This is a genomic window from Sorangium sp. So ce367, assembly GCF_051520455.1.
Taxonomy (GTDB): Bacteria; Myxococcota_A; Polyangia; order Polyangiales; family Polyangiaceae; genus Sorangium; species Sorangium cellulosum_B.
This window is the reverse complement of record NZ_CP150334.1, coordinates 5008418-5025814: the sequence shown is the minus strand read 5'-3', so window position 1 is coordinate 5025814 and position 17397 is coordinate 5008418. Positions and strand designations below refer to the sequence as shown.

At 71.1% G+C, this 17397-nt stretch carries 15 protein-coding genes; 5 read left to right on the top strand and 10 right to left on the bottom strand.

Going from position 1 to position 17397, the window contains the following annotated elements:
* Positions 1–198 precede the first annotated feature (198 nt).
* A complete protein-coding gene (locus tag WME97_RS19150) occupies positions 199–1167 on the bottom strand; it encodes a quinone oxidoreductase family protein (RefSeq protein ID WP_437553670.1) in 969 nt (322 codons plus the stop codon).
* 120 nt (positions 1168–1287) lie between these two features.
* On the opposite strand from WME97_RS19150, the gene WME97_RS19145 reads away from it, so the two are divergent.
* The 3 genes from WME97_RS19145 (at position 1288) to WME97_RS19135 (ending at position 3835) form a co-directional block, all read left to right on the top strand.
* A complete protein-coding gene (locus tag WME97_RS19145; RefSeq protein WP_437553668.1) occupies positions 1288–2799 on the top strand; it encodes a GH1 family beta-glucosidase in 1512 nt (503 codons plus the stop codon).
* Between the two features lie 207 nt (positions 2800–3006).
* A complete protein-coding gene (locus tag WME97_RS19140) occupies positions 3007–3657 on the top strand; it encodes a hypothetical protein (protein ID WP_437553666.1) in 651 nt (216 codons plus the stop codon).
* On the top strand, positions 3623–3835 hold the full coding sequence (locus WME97_RS19135) for a hypothetical protein (protein WP_437553664.1): 213 nt from the start codon (positions 3623–3625) through the stop codon (positions 3833–3835). Before WME97_RS19140 ends, WME97_RS19135 begins: the two co-directional genes overlap by 35 nt.
* Positions 3836–3959: 124 nt before the next feature.
* Here WME97_RS19135 and WME97_RS19130 read toward each other — a convergent pair whose 3' ends face one another.
* Positions 3960–4793 (bottom strand): class I SAM-dependent methyltransferase, encoded by an 834-nt coding sequence (locus tag WME97_RS19130; RefSeq protein ID WP_437553662.1) that lies wholly within the window; start codon positions 4791–4793, stop codon positions 3960–3962.
* Positions 4794–5096: 303 nt separating this feature from the next.
* Here WME97_RS19130 and WME97_RS19125 point away from each other — a divergent pair, with 303 nt between their 5' ends.
* Complete coding sequence (locus WME97_RS19125; protein ID WP_437553661.1) at positions 5097–5501, top strand: hypothetical protein; 405 nt, start codon at positions 5097–5099, stop codon at positions 5499–5501.
* Between the two features lie 121 nt (positions 5502–5622).
* On the opposite strand, the gene WME97_RS19120 is transcribed toward WME97_RS19125, so the two are convergent.
* Together WME97_RS19120 and WME97_RS19115 are read right to left on the bottom strand one after the other, a co-directional pair.
* Positions 5623–6555, bottom strand: coding sequence for a fibro-slime domain-containing protein (locus tag WME97_RS19120; protein ID WP_437553659.1), 933 nt, complete (start codon positions 6553–6555; stop codon positions 5623–5625).
* A gap of 273 nt (positions 6556–6828) precedes the next feature.
* Positions 6829–7560 (bottom strand): SDR family oxidoreductase, encoded by a 732-nt coding sequence (locus WME97_RS19115; protein WP_437555435.1) that lies wholly within the window; start codon positions 7558–7560, stop codon positions 6829–6831.
* Here WME97_RS19115 and WME97_RS19110 point away from each other — a divergent pair.
* Positions 7496–8161, top strand: a complete 666-nt coding sequence (locus WME97_RS19110; RefSeq protein ID WP_437553657.1) for a substrate binding domain-containing protein — start codon at positions 7496–7498, stop codon at positions 8159–8161. The genes WME97_RS19115 and WME97_RS19110 overlap by 65 nt on opposite strands.
* A 27-nt stretch (positions 8162–8188) precedes the next feature.
* Here the strand turns inward: WME97_RS19110 and WME97_RS19105 are convergent, their stop codons facing one another.
* The 6 genes from WME97_RS19105 to WME97_RS19080 all read right to left on the bottom strand — a co-directional run bounded on the left by WME97_RS19105 (position 8189) and on the right by WME97_RS19080 (position 17294).
* Positions 8189–10597: a glycoside hydrolase family 31 protein gene (locus WME97_RS19105; RefSeq protein WP_437553655.1), complete on the bottom strand. Its 2409-nt coding sequence runs from the start codon at positions 10595–10597 to the stop codon at positions 8189–8191.
* Positions 10594–12738 (bottom strand): peptide ABC transporter substrate-binding protein, encoded by a 2145-nt coding sequence (locus WME97_RS19100; RefSeq protein WP_437553653.1) that lies wholly within the window; start codon positions 12736–12738, stop codon positions 10594–10596. Before WME97_RS19100 ends, WME97_RS19105 begins: the two co-directional genes overlap by 4 nt.
* Before the next feature lie 187 nt (positions 12739–12925).
* Positions 12926–13942, bottom strand: coding sequence for a UDP-glucose 4-epimerase GalE (galE, locus tag WME97_RS19095; RefSeq protein WP_437553651.1), 1017 nt, complete (start codon positions 13940–13942; stop codon positions 12926–12928).
* A 108-nt stretch (positions 13943–14050) separates the two neighbouring features.
* Positions 14051–16495 carry a peptide ABC transporter substrate-binding protein gene (locus WME97_RS19090; protein WP_437553649.1) on the bottom strand — a complete coding sequence of 815 codons (2445 nt, stop codon included), beginning with the start codon at positions 16493–16495 and terminating at the stop codon, positions 14051–14053.
* A 146-nt stretch (positions 16496–16641) separates the two neighbouring features.
* Entirely contained in the window at positions 16642–17019 is a 378-nt protein-coding gene (locus WME97_RS19085) for a hypothetical protein (protein WP_437553647.1), read from the bottom strand.
* On the bottom strand, positions 17016–17294 hold the full coding sequence (locus tag WME97_RS19080; protein ID WP_437553645.1) for a type II toxin-antitoxin system Phd/YefM family antitoxin: 279 nt from the start codon (positions 17292–17294) through the stop codon (positions 17016–17018). The genes WME97_RS19085 and WME97_RS19080 overlap by 4 nt, the downstream gene beginning before the upstream one ends.
* Positions 17295–17397: the final 103 nt, after the last annotated feature.

The window sequence follows — 17397 nt, the reverse complement described above, 5'->3', positions numbered from 1 at the left end:
AATGAGCACCTCCGGGCCGGGAGCGTACCGGCCCGAAGACGACACGGTCAACGGTTGGATTGGCCGGAGACGGCTCGCGTACAGCGCACGTCTGCACGCCTGAGAAAGAAACAGAGAGACAAGGAGCTCCCGCCGCGGGGCCGAACTCCCAAGCTCCTCCGTGCTTCGAATCGCGCCTCCGCGCGACGATTCCGTCCGTTACGGGATGAGCAGCACCTTCCCCGTCGTCGCCCGCCCGGCGAGCGCGCGGTGCGCCTCCGCCGCGTCGGCGAGGGGGTACGTGGCGCCGATCGAGATCGTGAGCTCGCCGCGCGCGATCGCGCCGAGCACGTCGGCGGAGCGCTCGAGCAGCTCCTCGCGCGTCGCTGTGTAGTGGCCGAGGCTCGGCCGCGTGAGGTAGAGCGACCCCTTCTGGTTCAGGATCTGCGGGTCGAACGACGGCACCGGGCCGCTCGACTGGCCGAAGAGCACCATCGTGCCGCGCAGGCGGAGCGCGCCCAGGCCCTTCGCGAACGTGTCGCTCCCCACGCCGTCGTAGATGACGTGGACGCCGGCGCCGCCCGTGAGCCGGCGCGCCTCCGCCTCGAAATCGGCCTTTGTGTACAGGATCACCTCGTCGGCGCCCGCGTCTCGCGCGAGGCGCGCCTTCTCCTCGGTCGAGACGGTGCCGATCACGCGCGCGCCGAGCCGCTTCGCCATCTGGCACAGGAGGAGGCCGACCCCGCCCGCGGCCGCGTGGATGAGGCACGTGTGGCCGGGGCCGAGCGGGAACGTGGAGCGCACGAGGTACTGCGCGGTGATGCCCTGGAGCATCGCGGCCGCGGCGCGCCTCGCGCCGACGCCCGCGGGCACGGGGACGAGCTTCGCGGCCGGGATCCGGACGTGCGTCGCGTACGAGCCGGGGCCGCCGGTCCACGCGACCTCGTCCCCTTCCCTCACCTCGGTGACGGACGGCCCCACCGCCTCGACGCGCCCCGCGCCCTCGAGGCCGAGCGGGATGGGCGGCTCGAGCTTGTACTGGCCGCTCCGCTGGTAGATGTCGATGAAGTTCACCCCCGCGGCCTCGACGCGGACCACGGCTTCCCCCGGGCCCGGCGCGGGCGTCGGGAGCTCCTCCAGCGTCATCACCTCGGGGCCGCCTGCGGCTTTCGGTCGGATCGCGAGCATGCCGCCCATGTTGTCGAGCCGCGCTGGGCCGTCAAGCGACCGGCGCGTTCACCGACGCGCATCGAAGCCGACGCGCATCGAACCCATTGCTGTCCCGCGCGCGCCGTGGATGATGCCTCCATGGCTCTCCATCCTTCCGAGTCGCTCCCCGCGAGCAACGCCTCTCCCGCCTCGCCCTCCTCCGCGCCCCCGCCTGTGACCGCCGCCTCGGCCGGCACGGGCCGAGCAAACGCGACGGCCGCGCCGTTTCCCGCGGACTTCCTGTGGGGCACGGCCACCGCGGCCTACCAGATCGAAGGCGCCGCCAGCGAGGATGGCCGGACGCCCTCCGTGTGGGACGTCTTCTCGAACACCCCTGGGAAGGTCTTCGAAGGGCACACGGGAGACGTCGCCTGCGACCACTACCACCGTTACAAGGAAGATGTCGGGCTGCTCGCCGAGCTCGGGGTCAAGAGCTACCGCTTCAGCGTCTCGTGGAATCGGGTCCTCCCGGACGGCACGGGCAAGGTCAACCCGAAGGGGCTCGACTTCTACGATCGCCTCGTCGACGAGCTCCTCCGCGCCGGCATCGTGCCCATGTGCACGCTCTTCCACTGGGACTTCCCCCAGGCGCTCCAGGATCGCGGCGGGTTCCTCCAGCGCGACGTCGCCGACTGGTTCGCGGACTACACGACCGTCGTCGCCCGGCGGCTCGGCGATCGCGTGCCCTGGTGGGTGACGCAGAACGAGCCGCAGGCGTTCATCGGCAACGCGCTCCTCAACGGGGTCTTCGCCCCCGGGCTCAAGCTCCCCTACCGGGAGTACCTGACCGCCGCCCACAACCAGATGCGGGCGCACGGCAAGCAGGTGGACGCCCTGCGCGCCGCGGCCACGGCGGCGAAGATCGGCTACGTGCTCGCCACCCAGGTGCAGCGCCCGGCGACCGAGGACCCGGGGGACATCGAGGCGGCGCGCGAGGCGATCTTCTCGGTCTATGACAAGAACCCGTGGAACAACGCCTGGTGGATCTGTCCGGTGCTCGAGGGGCGGTATCCGGAGAGCGGCCTCCGGCTCTTCGGCGACGACATGCCCGAGTTCCCCGCAAGCGACTTCGACCAGATCAAGCGGCCGATCGACTACCTCGGGCTCAACATGTACTCGGCGGGCACGTGGCGGCAGGGCAAGGACGGCAGGCCGGAGCGCGTCGTCTCCCCGCCGGGCTACCCGCGCGGGACGCTCGACTGGCTGCAGATCGTCCCCAGCACGCTCTACTGGGGATCGAGGTACTTCTGGGAGCGGTACAAGCTGCCCATCGGGATCACCGAGCACGGCCTGGCGACGCGGGACCAGGTCTTCCTCGACGGCAAGGTGCACGACCCGAAGCGCATCGACGTCATGCACCGGTACCTGCTCGGCCTGGCGCGGGCCGTCCAGGAGGGCGTCCCGGTCGTCGGGTACTGGGCCTGGTCGCTCCTCGACAACTTCGAGTGGGCCGAGGGCTACAAGGATCGCTTCGGGCTCGTCTACGTCGATTACGCGACGCAGCGACGGATCCCCAAGGACTCGTTCTCCTGGTACCGAGAGGTCATCGCGAGCGGCGGGCGCTCGCTCCTCGGGCCGACGGCCGTCGCGTGGGACAACGTGACCGGCTGATCCCGGCGGCCCGCGGCCCGGTCCCACCCCGGGCCGCGCGGCCCGACGCCGCGCTGCGCCGCGGCTCGTCACGCTCGCGATCGAGGCGCGTCACTCGCGCGCACCGGCGTCGGGGTCCGGCTTTCCCGAACGCCTCATCCGTGCTCCGCCTCGAGCGATGATATCGTCGCGGCGAGGGAGGCAGCGATGAACGGAAGAGCGTCTTGCTTGAGGCATCTTTCTCTGGCGGCTGTGCTGGCCACGCTCGGATGCAGCGTCAGCGTCAGCGTGGACGACGGGGAAGCGACGTCTGGGACCGGCCCGGAGGCAGGGGAAGGCGGCGCTGGTAGCAGCAGCAGCAACACCGGCAGCAGCGGCACCGGCGGCAGCGCTCCCGTGTGTGATGCGGGGTGCCTCGCGCTCGATTTCGCCCGCCAGTTCGACAACGTTGAGCCCTACGCCCTCGCTGTCGACGCCGACGGGAACATCCTTGTGACGGGAGGCTTCGATGGCACCGTCGACTTCGGGGGCGGTCCTCTCGTGGGCACGGGCAATATCGACGCGTTCGTCCTCAAGCTCGATCCGGTCGGCAACCACCTCTGGAGCCGGCGGTTCGGCGATCTCTCCTCCGTGGTTGAGGCCCAGGTCGGGTTGGCCATCGCGGCCGACGCGTCGGGGAATATCGCGATCGAGGGCCGATTCGGAGGAACGACGGATCTCGGCGGCGGCCCCGTGACGAGCGAGGGGGCTCGCCACCGATGCCGCCGGCAACACGTGGCTCGCCGGCACCTACCTCGATGGCACGGACCTCGGTTGCGGTCCGCTCACCACGCAGCTCGTGGGCATGTTCGTCGCCGGGCTCGACCCGAGCGGCGATGACTTCTGCAACGTCGCGTTCGAGCCGTCCGAGTACGGAGGGCTAACCCAGATCGCCCTCGGCCCCAACGGAGCGCTCGTCGCCGTCGGGAAGCTCAAGGGCACGATCGATTTTGGCGCCGGACCGATCTCGAGCCCCGGTGAGAAGGAATCGATGATCGTCGTGAAGCTCACCCGGTGACCGCGCCGGGCTCGGCGCCGGCCAGGGGCGCCCTTCCCCATGGACAGCTGCGCGGCCCGTCAGGCGTCGCGTCGAGAAGGAATGCAGCGCGATCCGACAGGACGGGCCGCGCTGCGTTCCTCGGTCAGCGGGGTTTGCGGCCGATCGCGATGTTCGCCGTCACGGGGACACGCACGGCCCCGCCAGGTTCGGCGAAGGACGCGATGGCGGCCCGCAGCGGTCCGCGTAGCCGAGCGCGCCCATCGCCGTCCAGCGCGGCGTAGATGGGCATGAAGCGCAGGATCTCGTCGAGATCCGCCATGACGTGGTCCACCGAAGCTCCGCCCCATGCGCCTTCGACCGCGTGCACGGCGACCTCGCCACACCCGGCCCCGAGCATCTCGGCCTTCAGGCCCTCCAGTGAGCACAGCACCGTCATGCCCTGGGGCGGCGGCTGGATCGGCGCCTCCGGGAAGGTGCGGCGATAGGCCTGCAGGAAGAGCGGCGCCGGGCCTGCCCCCTCCGCGCTCGACCAGGCCGCCACGACGACCCGGCCCCCGGGCCGGGTCGCGCGGACGAGCTCGGCCATGCCGCGGCGCCAGTCGGGGAACATCATGACGCCGAACATGGAGCAGCTGACATCGAAGGTCGCGTCCTCCACGTCCAGCGCCTGCCCGTCCATCACCCGCGCCTCGCTCCCTGTGAAGGGCTGCAGTCGCTCGCGCACGCGCGCCGCCATGCCGCGCGAGAGATCGGTCGCGAGCACGCGCGCGCCCGCCTCGGCCGCGGCCAGCGCCAGGGCGCCCGTCCCTGCGGCGACGTCGAGCACGCGCTCGCCGTGCCCGATCCCGCCCGCCAGCGACAGCGCCGCGCGCGCGAAGCCCGCCGTCAACGGCTCGGCCCAGCGCTCGTAGCTGGCCGCCATGGCGGTCCAGTGCGCTTCGTCGCTGAAGTTGAGTGGCTCAACGCGGTTGGTCATCGGCCATTCCTCCTGTCATCGTTCATGGGAGAGGAGCCTGTCACCGCCCGAGGAGCACGTCACTGGCGGCGCTTTCGGTGGATCTGGCCTCTTTTTCGATCGCCGCACCTCTCCCGCGGCCAGGCCACGGCGACGGCGGCGCGCTCCGCAGGATTGTCGCTGGCGCCCTTTCGTGCTCCCCTGGTGATCGCGGAGGAGCCCCGTGGCATCGGTCGCTCCCTCGCCGGCGCGACGCGCAGCTCGGGGTCCTCCCTCACGCTCTGCCGACCGCCGGCCCGTCAACGCAGTCGTGTGGAGGCTCCCATGTCGATCGCCGGTCCCCTCTTAGGAATCGTGATCACCCTCGTCGTGCTGGGCGTCATGGCCGTGGTGTTCGTCACCGTCTTTCTGCCCATGATGAAGAACGCGAACAAGATGCTCGCGGGCGCGAACGAGATGATCCAGGCCCAGACGGCGGCGGCCAACCTGCGCATGACGGGCCTGCCCGCGCAGGCCCGCGTGCTCGTCGTCCAGCCCACCGGCACGATGATCAACTACCAGCCGCAGTGCCGGGTCGACCTCGAGGTGTATCGCCCGAACGCGCCGCCCTACCGCGCGGCCATCCTCGCGGTCATCCATCAGATGGCGATCCCGCGCGTGCAGCCGGGCCTCGTCGTGCCGGTCAAGATCGACGCCGCCAACCCCAACAACATCGCGCTCGACGTCTGAATCCGGCTGGCGGGGGATTCCCCCACCTCGCAGGAAGGATGGAACCGCCAAGGCGCCATAAGACGCCAAGTTGGATGTCGGGCTCACGCCTGCGAGAGGGCGCGGGGCGAGCCCGGACGCCTCACAGCGGGATGTCGACGGGCACGAAGCAGGAGATGTTGGTCGTGACGCGGAAGTTCGACCCGTCGGTGTGGCGCTCCGCGTGGAAGATATCCATCGCGTAGTTGTTGCCCGGGAAGATACCGAGGTCGTCGGCCATGGCGTCGAAGTCGATGATGCCTGTCTCCGGCCCGTGCATGCTCCCGAGGTCGACCGCGAGCTTGCCGTTGATGAAGATCCAGATGTCGTCGTCGCCAACGAAAGTGAACTTCTGACCGGCGACGTAGCCAAACATCAGGTGGATCTCGGTGGTGAAGAGGAAGTTCCGGTCCCTGCCTGCCGGGGAGATCCCGAACCCCTCGTCCGGCGCCAGCGGGAAGAACGCCGCGCTCTCGAACACGAACTGCCCCGATCCGGGCGGCGATTCCTCGAGCGCGAGCTCCTTGGTGAACGTCATGTTCACGCCCGGCACGTCCCGGTACCACTGGTTGAAGGATTCCTCGCTCGTGATGGTTTTCTGGGTGCCGACCCCGTCCCTGCAGCCCAGCTGGGTCTCCCTGTCTGCGAAGCAGCCTACCGAGTCGAGGAACACCGGCTTCCGATCGCCGTCGAGCGTCGGCTCGATGAGCTTGCGGCGGGGCTCGTCGCCCCTGAAGGTGGGCATCTCGAAGTCGGGGTGCGTTTCCTTGAAGTCGCGATACGTGACATCGAGGACGCTCTTGCAATCGCTGCCGCCTGCGCCGCCTGCGCCGGCGCTCGTGTTGCCCCCCGTGATGGTCCCGAAGTCGTCGCCGGTCGAGCTGCTAACGCCGCTCGTCGGCGTCCCGCCGCTGCTCGCGGGCGTCCCGCTGCTGCCGCCGGACCCGGAGGTCGGGCCGCTGCTCTCGTCGGGCGCCGAAGAGCACGCCAGGGCTACCGCTGCGAAGGTCAGAAGAAAGAAAGAACGAGGGTACATTGTGCACTCCTAGGGAGCAGAAGAACAACCATATTTCGCGGCTTTTGTCAACCACGTCTCATGGCGATCGCGCGGTGAAGCGTTGCGGCAAGTGTGCCGGCAAGCTCGGGAAACATGCCTTGTTCGATGGGCCAGGCGGCTGCGGCGCGCCTCCCTCGCTCCCCGCGGTTTTCTTGCTTCCCTCGTTTGCCGTCCCTTGTTTCGTGTTGCGCTCGTGTTGCGCTCGCGTTGCGTACCTGTCGAATCCGGCCACCACCCTGGGCGGGCTCGGGCTCAGACGAGGCGGTGTCCCCCGTCGACGCGCAGCACCTCGCCCGTGGTGAACCCGTTTCCCATGAGGAAGAGCGCGGCGTGGGCGATGTCCGCGGGCGCGCCGACGCGCCCGACCGGGAGGCGGCGCGCGTGCTGCGCGAAGCGCTCCTGCTTGGCGCCGCCCGCGAGGGAGTCCCAGACCGGCGTGTCGACCCAGCCCGGCGACAGCGCGTTCACGCGCACCGGCGCGAGCTCCACGGCCAGGGCGCGCACGAGCGCCATGAGCGCGCCGTTCACCGCGGCCACGACCGCCCCGCCGGGCCCCGGCCGCTCCGCCGCGATCCCGGCCGTGAACGTGAGCGAGCCGCCCGGCTCGATCCGCGCGTGCTTGGCGACGTGGAGGGCCGCGACGAGCTTCGAGTCGATCACGCGGCGCGCCGCGGCGATGTCCAGCGCGCGAATCGGCTGATAATGCGCCTCCACCGCCGTCACCACCACATGGCGCGCCGGCGGATGCTCGTTGAACAGACTCCGCACCTCGGCCTCCTGCGTAGCGTCGGCCGCGAAGGTGCGCACCCGGCGCGGCTCCCCGAGCTCGGCCGCGGCGCCCGCGAGGCGCTCGCGCGAGCGGCTCACGAGGGTCAGAGACGCGCCGCGCTCGAGGCAGGCGCTGGCCACGCCGAGGCCGATGCCCGACGAGCTCGGCTCGGTCCTCGACCGGGCCGCGGATCGGGAGGACGAGCCCGCGGGCAGGCTCCGGGTGACGGCGCCCGTGATGACGGGCGCGCAGCGGATCGCGCCGGCGCTGTTCTCCTTCTCCGCCCGGCACCCGCGCCTGTCGCTGGAGCTCACGCTCACGAACGCGGTCGTCCCCCTCGTCGAGGAGGGCATCGATCTCGCCTTCCGCGCCGGGCCCGTTCAGGACGCCGACCTCGTGGCGCGGCGCCTGTGGTCGCTCCCGTACGCGCTGGCCGCGTCGCCGCGCCTCGTGCGGGACGCCCTCGAGGGCCGCTCGCGGCTCGCGCGCGCGTCGCTCGGGTCCGTGCCCGCGGTCCTGAGCCACCCCGGCGCCGCATGGCGCCTTCGCCGGCGGGACGGATCCATCGAGGAGGTCCGGCCGCGCGCGCAGTTCTGCGTGAACGATCCGCGCGTGGCGATCGCCGCCGCGGCGCAGGGGCTCGGCGTGGTCTGCGCGCCCCGCGAGGTGATCGAGCAGCAGGGCAAGGCGCTCGTCGAGCTCACGATCACGGGGCGCACGGTCGAGCCACGCGAGCTCTTCGCGGTGTACCCGTCGCGGCGGCTGCTCTCCACGCGGGTGCGGCTGGCGATCGACTGGGTGATGAAGCACCGCTGACCGCCCCGGCGCGCGGCGCCGCCGCGATCAGGACACCTTGAATTCAATCCGCTGCCAGCGGGCCGCGACCTCGATCTCGACGCCCCCGTCGATCGCGCGGTGCGACCTGGCCCCGACCACGGATCGCGGCGCCGGCACGCCGTGGACGCGGATCGTCTCCACCTCGCGCGCGAGCGGCAGATCGCCTGTCGCGCTGCGCTCGAGCGCGAACGTGGCGCCGTCGAGGCCGCCCTCGATCCGGGTGGCGCGCGACGCGCCGTGGCCGTCGCCCTCGTCCTCATGGAGGCGGCCGCTCACGCGCTCCGCCGCGTGGACGTGCCATGTGATCTCCTCCCAGCTGGCGCTCGTCGTGTGCATCCGAGGCGCGGTGAGCGCCACCGCGCCTCCGGCGCGCAGCCACACGGGGACCACCCCGAGCGGCGCATCGGCGATCACGTGGCGCCCGCCCTGGTCCACGCTCCCCGCGCGCTCCAGGTTCGCGAAGTCCATCCATGCGCCGGCGGGCAGGTACACGAGCCGCTTCGACTGCCCTGGCCGCACCACCGGCGCCACGAGCAGATCGCCGCCGAACAGGAGCTGATCGAACGCGTGGAGCGCCTCGGGGTCGCCCGGCGCCGCGAAGGACAGCGGCCGGAGGACCGGTATCCCCGTCTCCGTCGCCTCCTGCATGAGCGTGTACAGGGTCGGCAGGAGCCGGTAACGCCGCTCGAGCGCCGCGCGCGCGAGGCCGAGGTACGGCTCGCCGAAGCGCCAGGGCTCCTGCGCCGGCCTGCCCCTCGCCGCGTGGTTGCGCATCAGCGGATAGAACAGCCCCGCCTGCATCCAGCGCACGAGCAGCTCGCCGTTCGCGCGCCCCGTGAAGCCCGGGATGTCCGCGCCCACGAACGGCACGCCCGAGAGGCCGAGGCCGATCAGCATCGGGATGGATGCTTCCAGGTGGGTGAAGTTGCTGGCGAAGTCGCCCGTCCACACCGCGGCGTACCGCTGGATGCCGGCGAAGGCGGCGCGCGTCAGCACGAAGGGGCGCCGCTCCGGCGCGTGGCGCGCGAGGCCCTCGTGGGCGGCCCGCGACATGCCGAGTCCATAGACGTTGTGGACCTCGAGGTGGCGCCGGGCGCCGTGGCGCGCGTCGTCGGGGAGCGTGCTGCCCTCGATGGCGCCGAGGCCCGCGGTGCGCCCGCCGCTCGGCGCCGGCAGGCCCCTGTCGGGGCGGACGGAGAAGCACGCCGGCTCGTTCATGTCGTTCCAGATGCCGGCGATGCCCGCGTCGACGAACGGCTTTTGCAGATCACCCCACCAGCGCTGCACCTCCTCGCGCGTGAGATCGGGGAAGACCGCCGGATCGGGCCAGACCTCTCCCACGAGGGGGCCGCCGCGCGGCAGCCGGACGAGGTAGTCTCGCGCCCTCGCCTCCTCGTAGACGGCATATCCCTCGTCGGCCTTGATCCCCGGGTCGACGATCGTCACCAGCTTGACGCCCTCGGCCGCGAGCTCGCGCGCGAGCCGCGCCGGGTCGGGGAAGCGCGAGCGGTCCCAGGTCCAGACCCGATAAGCATCCATGTAATCGATATCGAGGTGGACAACGTCGAGGGGGAGGCCGCGCGAGCGGTAGCCGCGGACGACGCCGCGCACGTCGTCCTCGGTCTCGTAGCCCCAGCGCGACTGGTGCGCCCCGAGGCTCCAGAGGGGCGGCATGGCCGGGCGCCCGGTGAGCGCGGCGTAGCGCCGGAGGACGTCGGCCGGATGCGGGCCGGCCAGGAGGTAGACGTCGAGCTCGGGGCCCCGCGACTCCCATTCGATGCGGGTCGGGTCGTTCAGGGCGATATCGACCTCCGAGCGCCACGGCTCGTCGAGGAAGAGGCCCCAGGCCACCCCGCCGCGGAGGGCGATGAAGAAAGGGATCGAGGCGTAGAGCGGGTCGGACTCCACGTGCGGCGGGAAAGCGTCGGTGTTCCAGAAGGTGAATCGCAGGCCGCGCTTGTCGAGCGGGCCGACCTTCTCGCCGAACCCGAGGTAGGCCTCGCCCGGCGGCGCCGCGAGCGAGAGCCTGGACCGGAGCTCGTCGACGGGGAACGCCGGCCGGACCTGCCCCGAGACGGCCTCGCTGCGCGCGAGGATGCGGCCCGCGGCGTCGCTGAAGATCCATGTGCCCGCGGCGAGCGAGATCTCGAGAGAGGCGCCCTCGGCGCTCACGTGGAGCGTGTCCCCCTCGCGGCGCGCGGAGAGCGGCAGCGCGCCGTCTGCCACCACGGCGAAGGAGCGTTTGGGGGGCAGCTCGGGGTGCGTGAAGCTGGTCACCGCGGACGAGGGGGCGTGGCGCACGCGCAGCACGCCGGGGCCTGGACAGCAGATCTCGACCGCGGCGCGGGCGCCCCAGAGGAGCACGTGCGTCGCGCCGATCGAGGCGTCGGTGAGGAGGCTGCGCGTGCCCGTCATGACCCCCCGAGCCGCCCCGGCGGCGGCAACTCCAGCACGGGCGGCGGCGCTCCGGCCGGTCCCTCCTTCTGCTTCTGCCAGTCCGGGTCGATCCAGAGCCATTTGATGAGCTGCGTGTTCCGCGCGTTGGGGATGAACCCCCTCACCCACGGCTTCACCAGGGTCGGCTTCTCCTCGAAGTAGAGCGGTATCCTGCTCATCCCGTCGAGCGCCCGCCGCTCGGCCGCCCGGAAGCGCCGGATGCTGTCCCTGGGATCGGCCGTCGCGGCCGCCTCGCCGACCGCCTTGTCGAACTCCGCGTCTGCCCAGCCGGTCCGGTTCTGGGGGCTCTGCGACAGGAACGTCCCGAGCCACGTCTGCGGATGGTTGTAGTCGGCCAGCCAGCCCAGCCGGATCACCTGGAAGTTGCCGTCGCGGAGGTCCTTGAGCATCACCCGCCACTCCTCGCTCCGCAGCGTCGCGGAGACCCCGAGGTGGCGCTTCCACATGTCCTGGATGGCCACGGCGACCTGCGCGTGCCCCTCCCCCGTGTTGTAGAGGATCTCGAGCGGCGGAAACCCCTTCGCCCGCAGCTCGTCTCCCTCGCGGGCGACCTCGTACCCGGCCTCGGCGAGCAGCGCGCGGGCGCGCGCCGGGTCGTGGCCGACCTCGGGGCTCGAGAACGGATCCACGCCGCGCGCCCTGTCCTCCGCCGCCTGCTCGGCGTAGCCGGATCCCGTGATGTCGGGCACGTAGTGGGTCGCCGGCTTCCCGAGCCGCGTGATCTTCTCGACGAGCTCCCGCTTGTCGATCGCGAGGTTCAGCGCCCACCGGACGCGCGGATCGTCGACCGGCGGCTTCCTCGTGTTGAGCTCGTAATACACCGTGGAGAGGAACTCGCTGCGCCGGAGATCCTTCTTCCCGGACAGCCAGCTGCGGTGGTCGTACGGGAGCTCGCAGTTGTCTCCCAGGTAGTCGATGTCCCCCGCCTTGTAGAGCTGCAGGGTGGCGTTGTGCTGGGCGATCTCCATCCAGACGATCCGGTGGATCCTGAGCTCGTCGTGGCCCCAGTACGCCGGGTTCCGGTTCATCGTGATCTCGTACCGGAACTTCCACTCGTCGAGCCGATAGGGCCCGTTGACCACCATGTTCTCGGGACGAAACCAGAGCTCCGGCTCGCCCCGCGCCTCGAACGGCTCGACGACGTCGCGGCGCACCGGGAACAGGGTGACGAAGCTCGTGAGATCGGTGAAGTACGGCGCCGGCTGCTCGAGCTCGACGTCGAGGGTCAGGTCGTCGCGTGCCCGCACGCCCACGGCGGTGTCGTCCTCCACGAGCGAAGACGTGGCGACGAACCCGGTCGCCCCGCTGGAACCGGAAGGCGGCGCGGCGCGAGCGCCTGGGGCCGCGGCGGGGTCGTACGTCGGGAGGCTCGCGTGGGGCGCGACCAGCGCGTACGCGGCGGCCTCCACGGGCGCGAGCAGGCAGCCCGGGAGGAAGCCGCGGCCCGCTGGTCCCTCGATCTCGAACCAGCGATCGGCCGCGCCATTGCAGGCGACCGGCGGGCCGGCCGCGAGGAGCGCGACCTCGGCGCCCCGCCACCCGCCGCCTGGGGTGGCGTCGCGCGCCGCGGGCGGCGGGGTCGCGCCGGCCGCGTCGAACGAGAGCCGCTCGCCGGCGCCGGTCGCCTCGTCGGGCTCAGCGTACGTCACCGAGGTCACCCCGGCGGGCGGCGCCGGCAGAGGCGCCACCGCCGACGTCACCCGGGCGGGCGACTGGCCGAGCACGACGACGAACGCCCCCTTGGGCAGATCGAGCGCGGGCGCAGCGTCGGGACGAGGCGCGCGGCGCAGCGTCGCGCCCTCGCGCAGCGCCTTGAGCTTGCCCAGGTTGAAGAGCTCGCCGTTCTTGAGGACGTGCAGGTTCGTCGCGGCGAGCGACGCCGTGGAGGGGCGCAGCACGCGCTTCCACGCGTACTCGAAGTCGTGCGCCGTCACCGGCTTGCCGTCCGACCAGCGCGCCTCGGGCCGCAGGTGGAACCGGAAGAGCCGGTTGTCGTCGCTCCGCTCCCAGCGCGCCGCGACCCCCTGCGTGGCGTGGAGATCGCCGGGCGCGTAGCTGGTCAGCCCCTCGAACATCTGGTGGAGCAGCGTGATGCTCACGGAGTCCACGGCCTTGCCGGGATCGAGGTACTCCGGCTCGTCGCCGTTGTTGACGTAGAACGTCGTGACGTCCTTGCCGACGCGCGACGTCGTCCCGACGTAGCCCTCGGTCTCGCCCGCGCAGGCCGCGAGCAGGCACGAGAGGGCCGCGAGCAGGAGCGCTCTATCGCGCCTCGGATCCGCGGCCCTAATCGGCGAACCCCTTCGGGTTCTGCTCTTGCCAGCGCCAGCTGTCGCGGCACATGGTCTCGAGATCGCGCTCCGCGCGCCAGCCGAGCAGCTCGATCGCGCGCGCGGGGTCCGCGTACACCGAGGCGACGTCCCCGGGGCGGCGCGGCACGATCTCGTGGGCGACGCGCCTCCCGCTGACCTTCTCGAACGCGGCCACCATCTCCAGCACCGAGTGCCCCCGCCCGGTGCCGAGGTTGACGGTGAAGCTGTCGCCGACGGTGAAGATGCGGTTCAGCGCGGCGAGGTGCCCGAGCGCGAGGTCGACCACGTGAATGTAGTCGCGCACGCCTGTGCCGTCCGGCGTCGGCCAGTCGCCCCCGAACACCCGGAGCTTGTCGCGCCGCCCCACGAGGACCTGCGTGATGAACGGCGTCAGGTTGTTCGGGGTCCCGTTCGGATCCTCCCCGATGAGCCCGCTCTCGTGGGCGCCCACGGGGTTGAAGTAACGCAGCGACCCGAGCGACCAGCCGCCGGTGGCCGCCACGTCGCGCAGGATCTGCTCCACCATGAACTTGGACTGCCCGTAGGGGTTGGTCGGTCCGAGCCGGCTCCCCTCGTCGAGCGGCACGCGCTCGGGATCGCCGTACACGGTGGCGGACGAGCTGAACACCAGCCTCCGCGCGCCCCGCGCGTCGAGCGCCTTGAGCAGGCACACGGTCCCCGCGACGTTGTTCTCGTAGTACGAGAGCGGCTTCTCGACCGACTCGCCGACGGCCTTCAGCCCCGCGAAGTGGATGGTCGCGTCGATCGGGTGCTCGGCGAGCAGCCGATCCAGGAGCGCCGCGTCGCGGATGTCGCCCTGGATGAACGTGACCTGCTTCCCGGCGATCCGCTCCACCCGCTCCACCGCCGCCTTGCGGCTGTTGCAGAGGTTGTCGAGGATCACCACCCGGTAGCCCGCGTGGAGGAGCTCCACACAGGTGTGCGAGCCGATGTAGCCCGCGCCTCCGGTGACCAGGATCGTCTTGCTCATGTCGTTCTCCCGAGAGGGTCTATGCCGCGCTCTCGTCGATGAGGCCACGGCACAGGCCGGCGCGTCAACGGGGACCTCAGGGCGCGGCCAGCCGGCCCAGCGGCGCCGTCAGGGCACGCCCAGCCGCCCCGGCGCCGGGAACTCGAGCTCCGGAAACGCGGTCTCGTTCGACGGGTTGTCGCGCCAGCTCGGGTCGTTCCACAGCCACTTCACGAGCTGCACGCCGCGCGAGTTGCCCTTGAACCCCTTGACCCACGGCTTCACCAGCGTCGACTTCGTGTAGAAGTAGAGCGGCAGCTTGGGCATGCGGTCGAGGGCCCGCTTCTCCGCCTTGCGGAACGCCCGGATGCTCTCCTTCGGATCGGCCGTCGCCGCGGCGGCGCGCATCAGATCGTCGAACTCCTGGTCGGCCCATCCCGTCCGGTTCTGCGGGCTGTACGAGAGCAGCGTACCGAGCCACGTCGCCGGGTGGTTGTACTCGCCGATCCAGCCGAACCGCACGACCTGGTAGTGCCCGTCGCGCACGTTCTTGAGCATCACCTTCCACTCCTCGTTCCGCAGCGTGACCGAGACGCCGAGGTGGCGCTTCCACATGTCCTGGACCGCGACAGCGATCTGCTTGTGGCCCTCGCTCGTGTTGTAGAGGAGCTCGAGCGCCGGGAAGTTCTTCGCCCGGTACCCGTCACCCTCCTGGACGACCTCGTACCCTGCCTCGGCGAGCATCGCGCGGGCGCGCTCCGGGTTGAACGCGACCTCCGGCGACGAGAACGGATCGACCCCGAGCTTCCTGTCCTCGGCGACCGCCTCGTCGTAGCCCGATCCGGTGTAGTCCGGGACGTAGTGCGTGGCCGGCGTCTGCCCCGCCCGCGTGACCTTCTCGACGATCTGTCGCTTGTCGACAGCGAGGTTGAGCGCCCAGCGGACGCGGGCGTCGTCGACCGGCGGCTTCTTCGTGTTGAACTCGAACCAGTAGATGGAGAGGTACGGATACCGCTGGAAATCCCGCTTCGTCGACAGCCAGTCCATGTGCTCGGCGGGGAGCGAGGTGTTGTCGCCCAGGTAGTCGAGATCCCCCGCCTTGTAGATGTTCATCGTGGCATTGTAGAGCTCGACCTCCAGCCACACGACGCGGTGGATCTTCAGCTTGTCGCGGTTCCAGTACATCGGATTCCGCTTCATCGTGATCTCGTAACGGAACTTCCACTCATCGAGCGTGTAAGGGCCGTTGACCACGATGTTCTCGGGGCGGAACCAGAGCTCGGGCTCGCCGCGCTTCTCGAACGCCTCGATCACGTCCTTGCGCACGGGGAAGAGCGTCACGTAGCTCGTGAGATCGGTGAAGTAGGGCGTGGGCTGTTCCAGCTGCACGTCGAGCGTATGGTCGTCGCTCGCCCGGACGCCGACAGCCCTGTCGTCCTCCACGAGGAGCGCGTCGGGCACGAAGCCCACGGGGGGCTCGCCCTGCGCGGCGCTGCCGGAGGGCGGCGCCGCGGCGTCGTACGTGGGGAGGCTCGTGTGCGGCGTGACGACGGCGTACGCCTCCGACCGGGGCGCGCCGCCCGCGCTCTCCTTGCCCGGGTTGCCGGCGTTGCCCGCGGGGGGGACGAGCGCGCAGCCCGGGAGGAAGCCGCGCGCGCCGCCCCGCTCGATCTCGAACCACCGGTCGGCGGCGCCGTTGCATTTGCACGGCGGACCCACGCGGACGATGTCGACAACGGCGCCCTGCCAGCCGCCGCCGGGCGCCGAGCCGAGCGGCGCCGCGCCGCCAGCGGCCGCGTCGCCCCCTGTCGCGCCGCCTCCTGCCGCGCCGAACGAGAGCCGATCGCTCGCGCCGCCCTTCGCGTCGCCCTTCGCGAAGGTCACGGCGGCGGAGCCCTCCGGCAGCGCCGCGAGGGGCGCGATCGCGGTGTCCACCTGGATCGGCGAGCGCGCCAGCACCACGACGAACGCCCCCTTCGGCAGATCGAGCGCCGATGGCGCGTCGGGCCGGGGGGCCGCACGGAGCGGCGCGGCCTCGCGCAGCGCCTTGAGCTTGCCGAGGCTGAACAGCTCGCCGTTCTTGAGGACGTAGAGGTTCGTCGCGGCGAGCGACGCCGTGGAGGGGCGCAGCACGCGCTTCCACGCGTACTCGAAGTCGTGCGCCGTGACCGGCTTGCCGTCGGACCAGCGCGCCTCCGGCCGCAGGTGAAACCGGAAGAGCCGGTTGTCGTCGCTCTGCTCCCAGTGGGTCGCGACCCCCTGCACCGGGCGGAGGTCGCCGGCGCCGTAGGTCGTCAGCCCCTCGAACATCTGCTGCACGAGCGTGGAGCTCGCCGAGTCGTTGGATTTTCCTGGATCCAGGTACTCGGGCTCGCTGCCGTTGTTGATGTAGATCGTCTCTGTGTCCTTGCCGACGCGCGCGGTCGTCCCGGCATACCCGCCCTCGCCCTCGCTGCACGCCGAGAGCGCGAGGATCGCGAGCCCGAGCGCCGCGGAGGCGCCGCGCGCCCCGCAACCGGCGCTCCCGCCGCCCCCCGCGCCGCCGGCACCTCGTCGCTCCGAAGCCCGTCGCATATCGCGCGCGTAGCACGGCGCTCCGGGGGCAGGAAGACAGGGGTTACCCGGTCCGGGCGCGGCACCGGAGACAAGGTTCCGTGGCACCTGTCCCTGACGGCACGTTCGATCGACGACAGCGAGGAGAATCGACGACCGCTGTGCGATCACCGGCGCCAGAGCGCTTGCAAATCGAACGAGAGCTGGCGATGGTGCTTGATGGCCAGCAGATGGATCCGCTCACCGCTGAGCGCGTAGAGCAACAGGTACTCACCGGCGATGTACTCTCGCAGCGACGCGTCGGAGCCGAGGCGGCGCTTCAGCGCCAGGATCCGCGCCTCGACCTCTGCGGAGTGTGGCGCCCGCGCAAGGAAGTCGAATCCGATCAGGGGCGAGACTTCCAGGCTCGGGATCACGTCGTCGAAGACGAGATCCAGAAGAGCGCCGAAAGCGGAAGAGAGCTCCGCCTCCTCCAGAAACCGCCGGATCTCGTCCAGGTTTCGCTCGAAGTTCTCGGTGACCCGAACGGTGGCGCGGCGGCTCATCGGCCGTGCTTGGCGCGGAGCTCCTCCACACTCATCGTCCGCCCGGCCTCGATATCGTCGAGGCCCCGATCCGCCTCCTCCAGGAGCGTGAGGTGGATGTGCTCGCGTTCGAGGCGGTGATAGTGGTCTAGCCTGCGTGCGTCGACGAGGGCGATGTAACCCTCCCCGTTCCGCGTGAGGATCTTCTCGTGACCCGCGCGAACCTCGTCTGCGAGTTCCGTGAGCCGAGCCTCCGCCTGGCTCAGCGGAACGATGTCCTCGGGAGAAATCGCCATGCGGTGCCCCTGTCGCGTCGAGGTGCAACGATCTGGTAACGGATCCTCGGGGACATCGCAACCTGGCGGGTGCGGTGCGGCCGACCTCCTCCGTCCGCGAGAC

What these genes read in the sequence shown, in the direction of transcription:
- WME97_RS19135 (WP_437553664.1), top strand. Translation starts at nt 3,623, where the DNA reads ATGTTCGTCGCCGGGCTCGACCCGAGCGGCGATGACTTCTGCAACGTC.
- WME97_RS19150 (WP_437553670.1), bottom strand. Translation starts at nt 1,167, where the DNA reads ATGCTCGCGATCCGACCGAAAGCCGCAGGCGGCCCCGAGGTGATGACG.
- WME97_RS19090 (WP_437553649.1), bottom strand. Translation starts at nt 16,495, where the DNA reads ATGCGACGGGCTTCGGAGCGACGAGGTGCCGGCGGCGCGGGGGGCGGC.
- WME97_RS19105 (WP_437553655.1), bottom strand. Translation starts at nt 10,597, where the DNA reads ATGACGGGCACGCGCAGCCTCCTCACCGACGCCTCGATCGGCGCGACG.
- WME97_RS19130 (WP_437553662.1), bottom strand. Translation starts at nt 4,793, where the DNA reads ATGACCAACCGCGTTGAGCCACTCAACTTCAGCGACGAAGCGCACTGG.
- WME97_RS19125 (WP_437553661.1), top strand. Translation starts at nt 5,097, where the DNA reads ATGTCGATCGCCGGTCCCCTCTTAGGAATCGTGATCACCCTCGTCGTG.
- WME97_RS19080 (WP_437553645.1), bottom strand. Translation starts at nt 17,294, where the DNA reads ATGGCGATTTCTCCCGAGGACATCGTTCCGCTGAGCCAGGCGGAGGCT.
- WME97_RS19145 (WP_437553668.1), top strand. Translation starts at nt 1,288, where the DNA reads ATGGCTCTCCATCCTTCCGAGTCGCTCCCCGCGAGCAACGCCTCTCCC.
- WME97_RS19120 (WP_437553659.1), bottom strand. Translation starts at nt 6,555, where the DNA reads ATGTACCCTCGTTCTTTCTTTCTTCTGACCTTCGCAGCGGTAGCCCTG.
- WME97_RS19110 (WP_437553657.1), top strand. Translation starts at nt 7,496, where the DNA reads ATGCCCGACGAGCTCGGCTCGGTCCTCGACCGGGCCGCGGATCGGGAG.
- WME97_RS19085 (WP_437553647.1), bottom strand. Translation starts at nt 17,019, where the DNA reads ATGAGCCGCCGCGCCACCGTTCGGGTCACCGAGAACTTCGAGCGAAAC.
- galE (WP_437553651.1), bottom strand. Translation starts at nt 13,942, where the DNA reads ATGAGCAAGACGATCCTGGTCACCGGAGGCGCGGGCTACATCGGCTCG.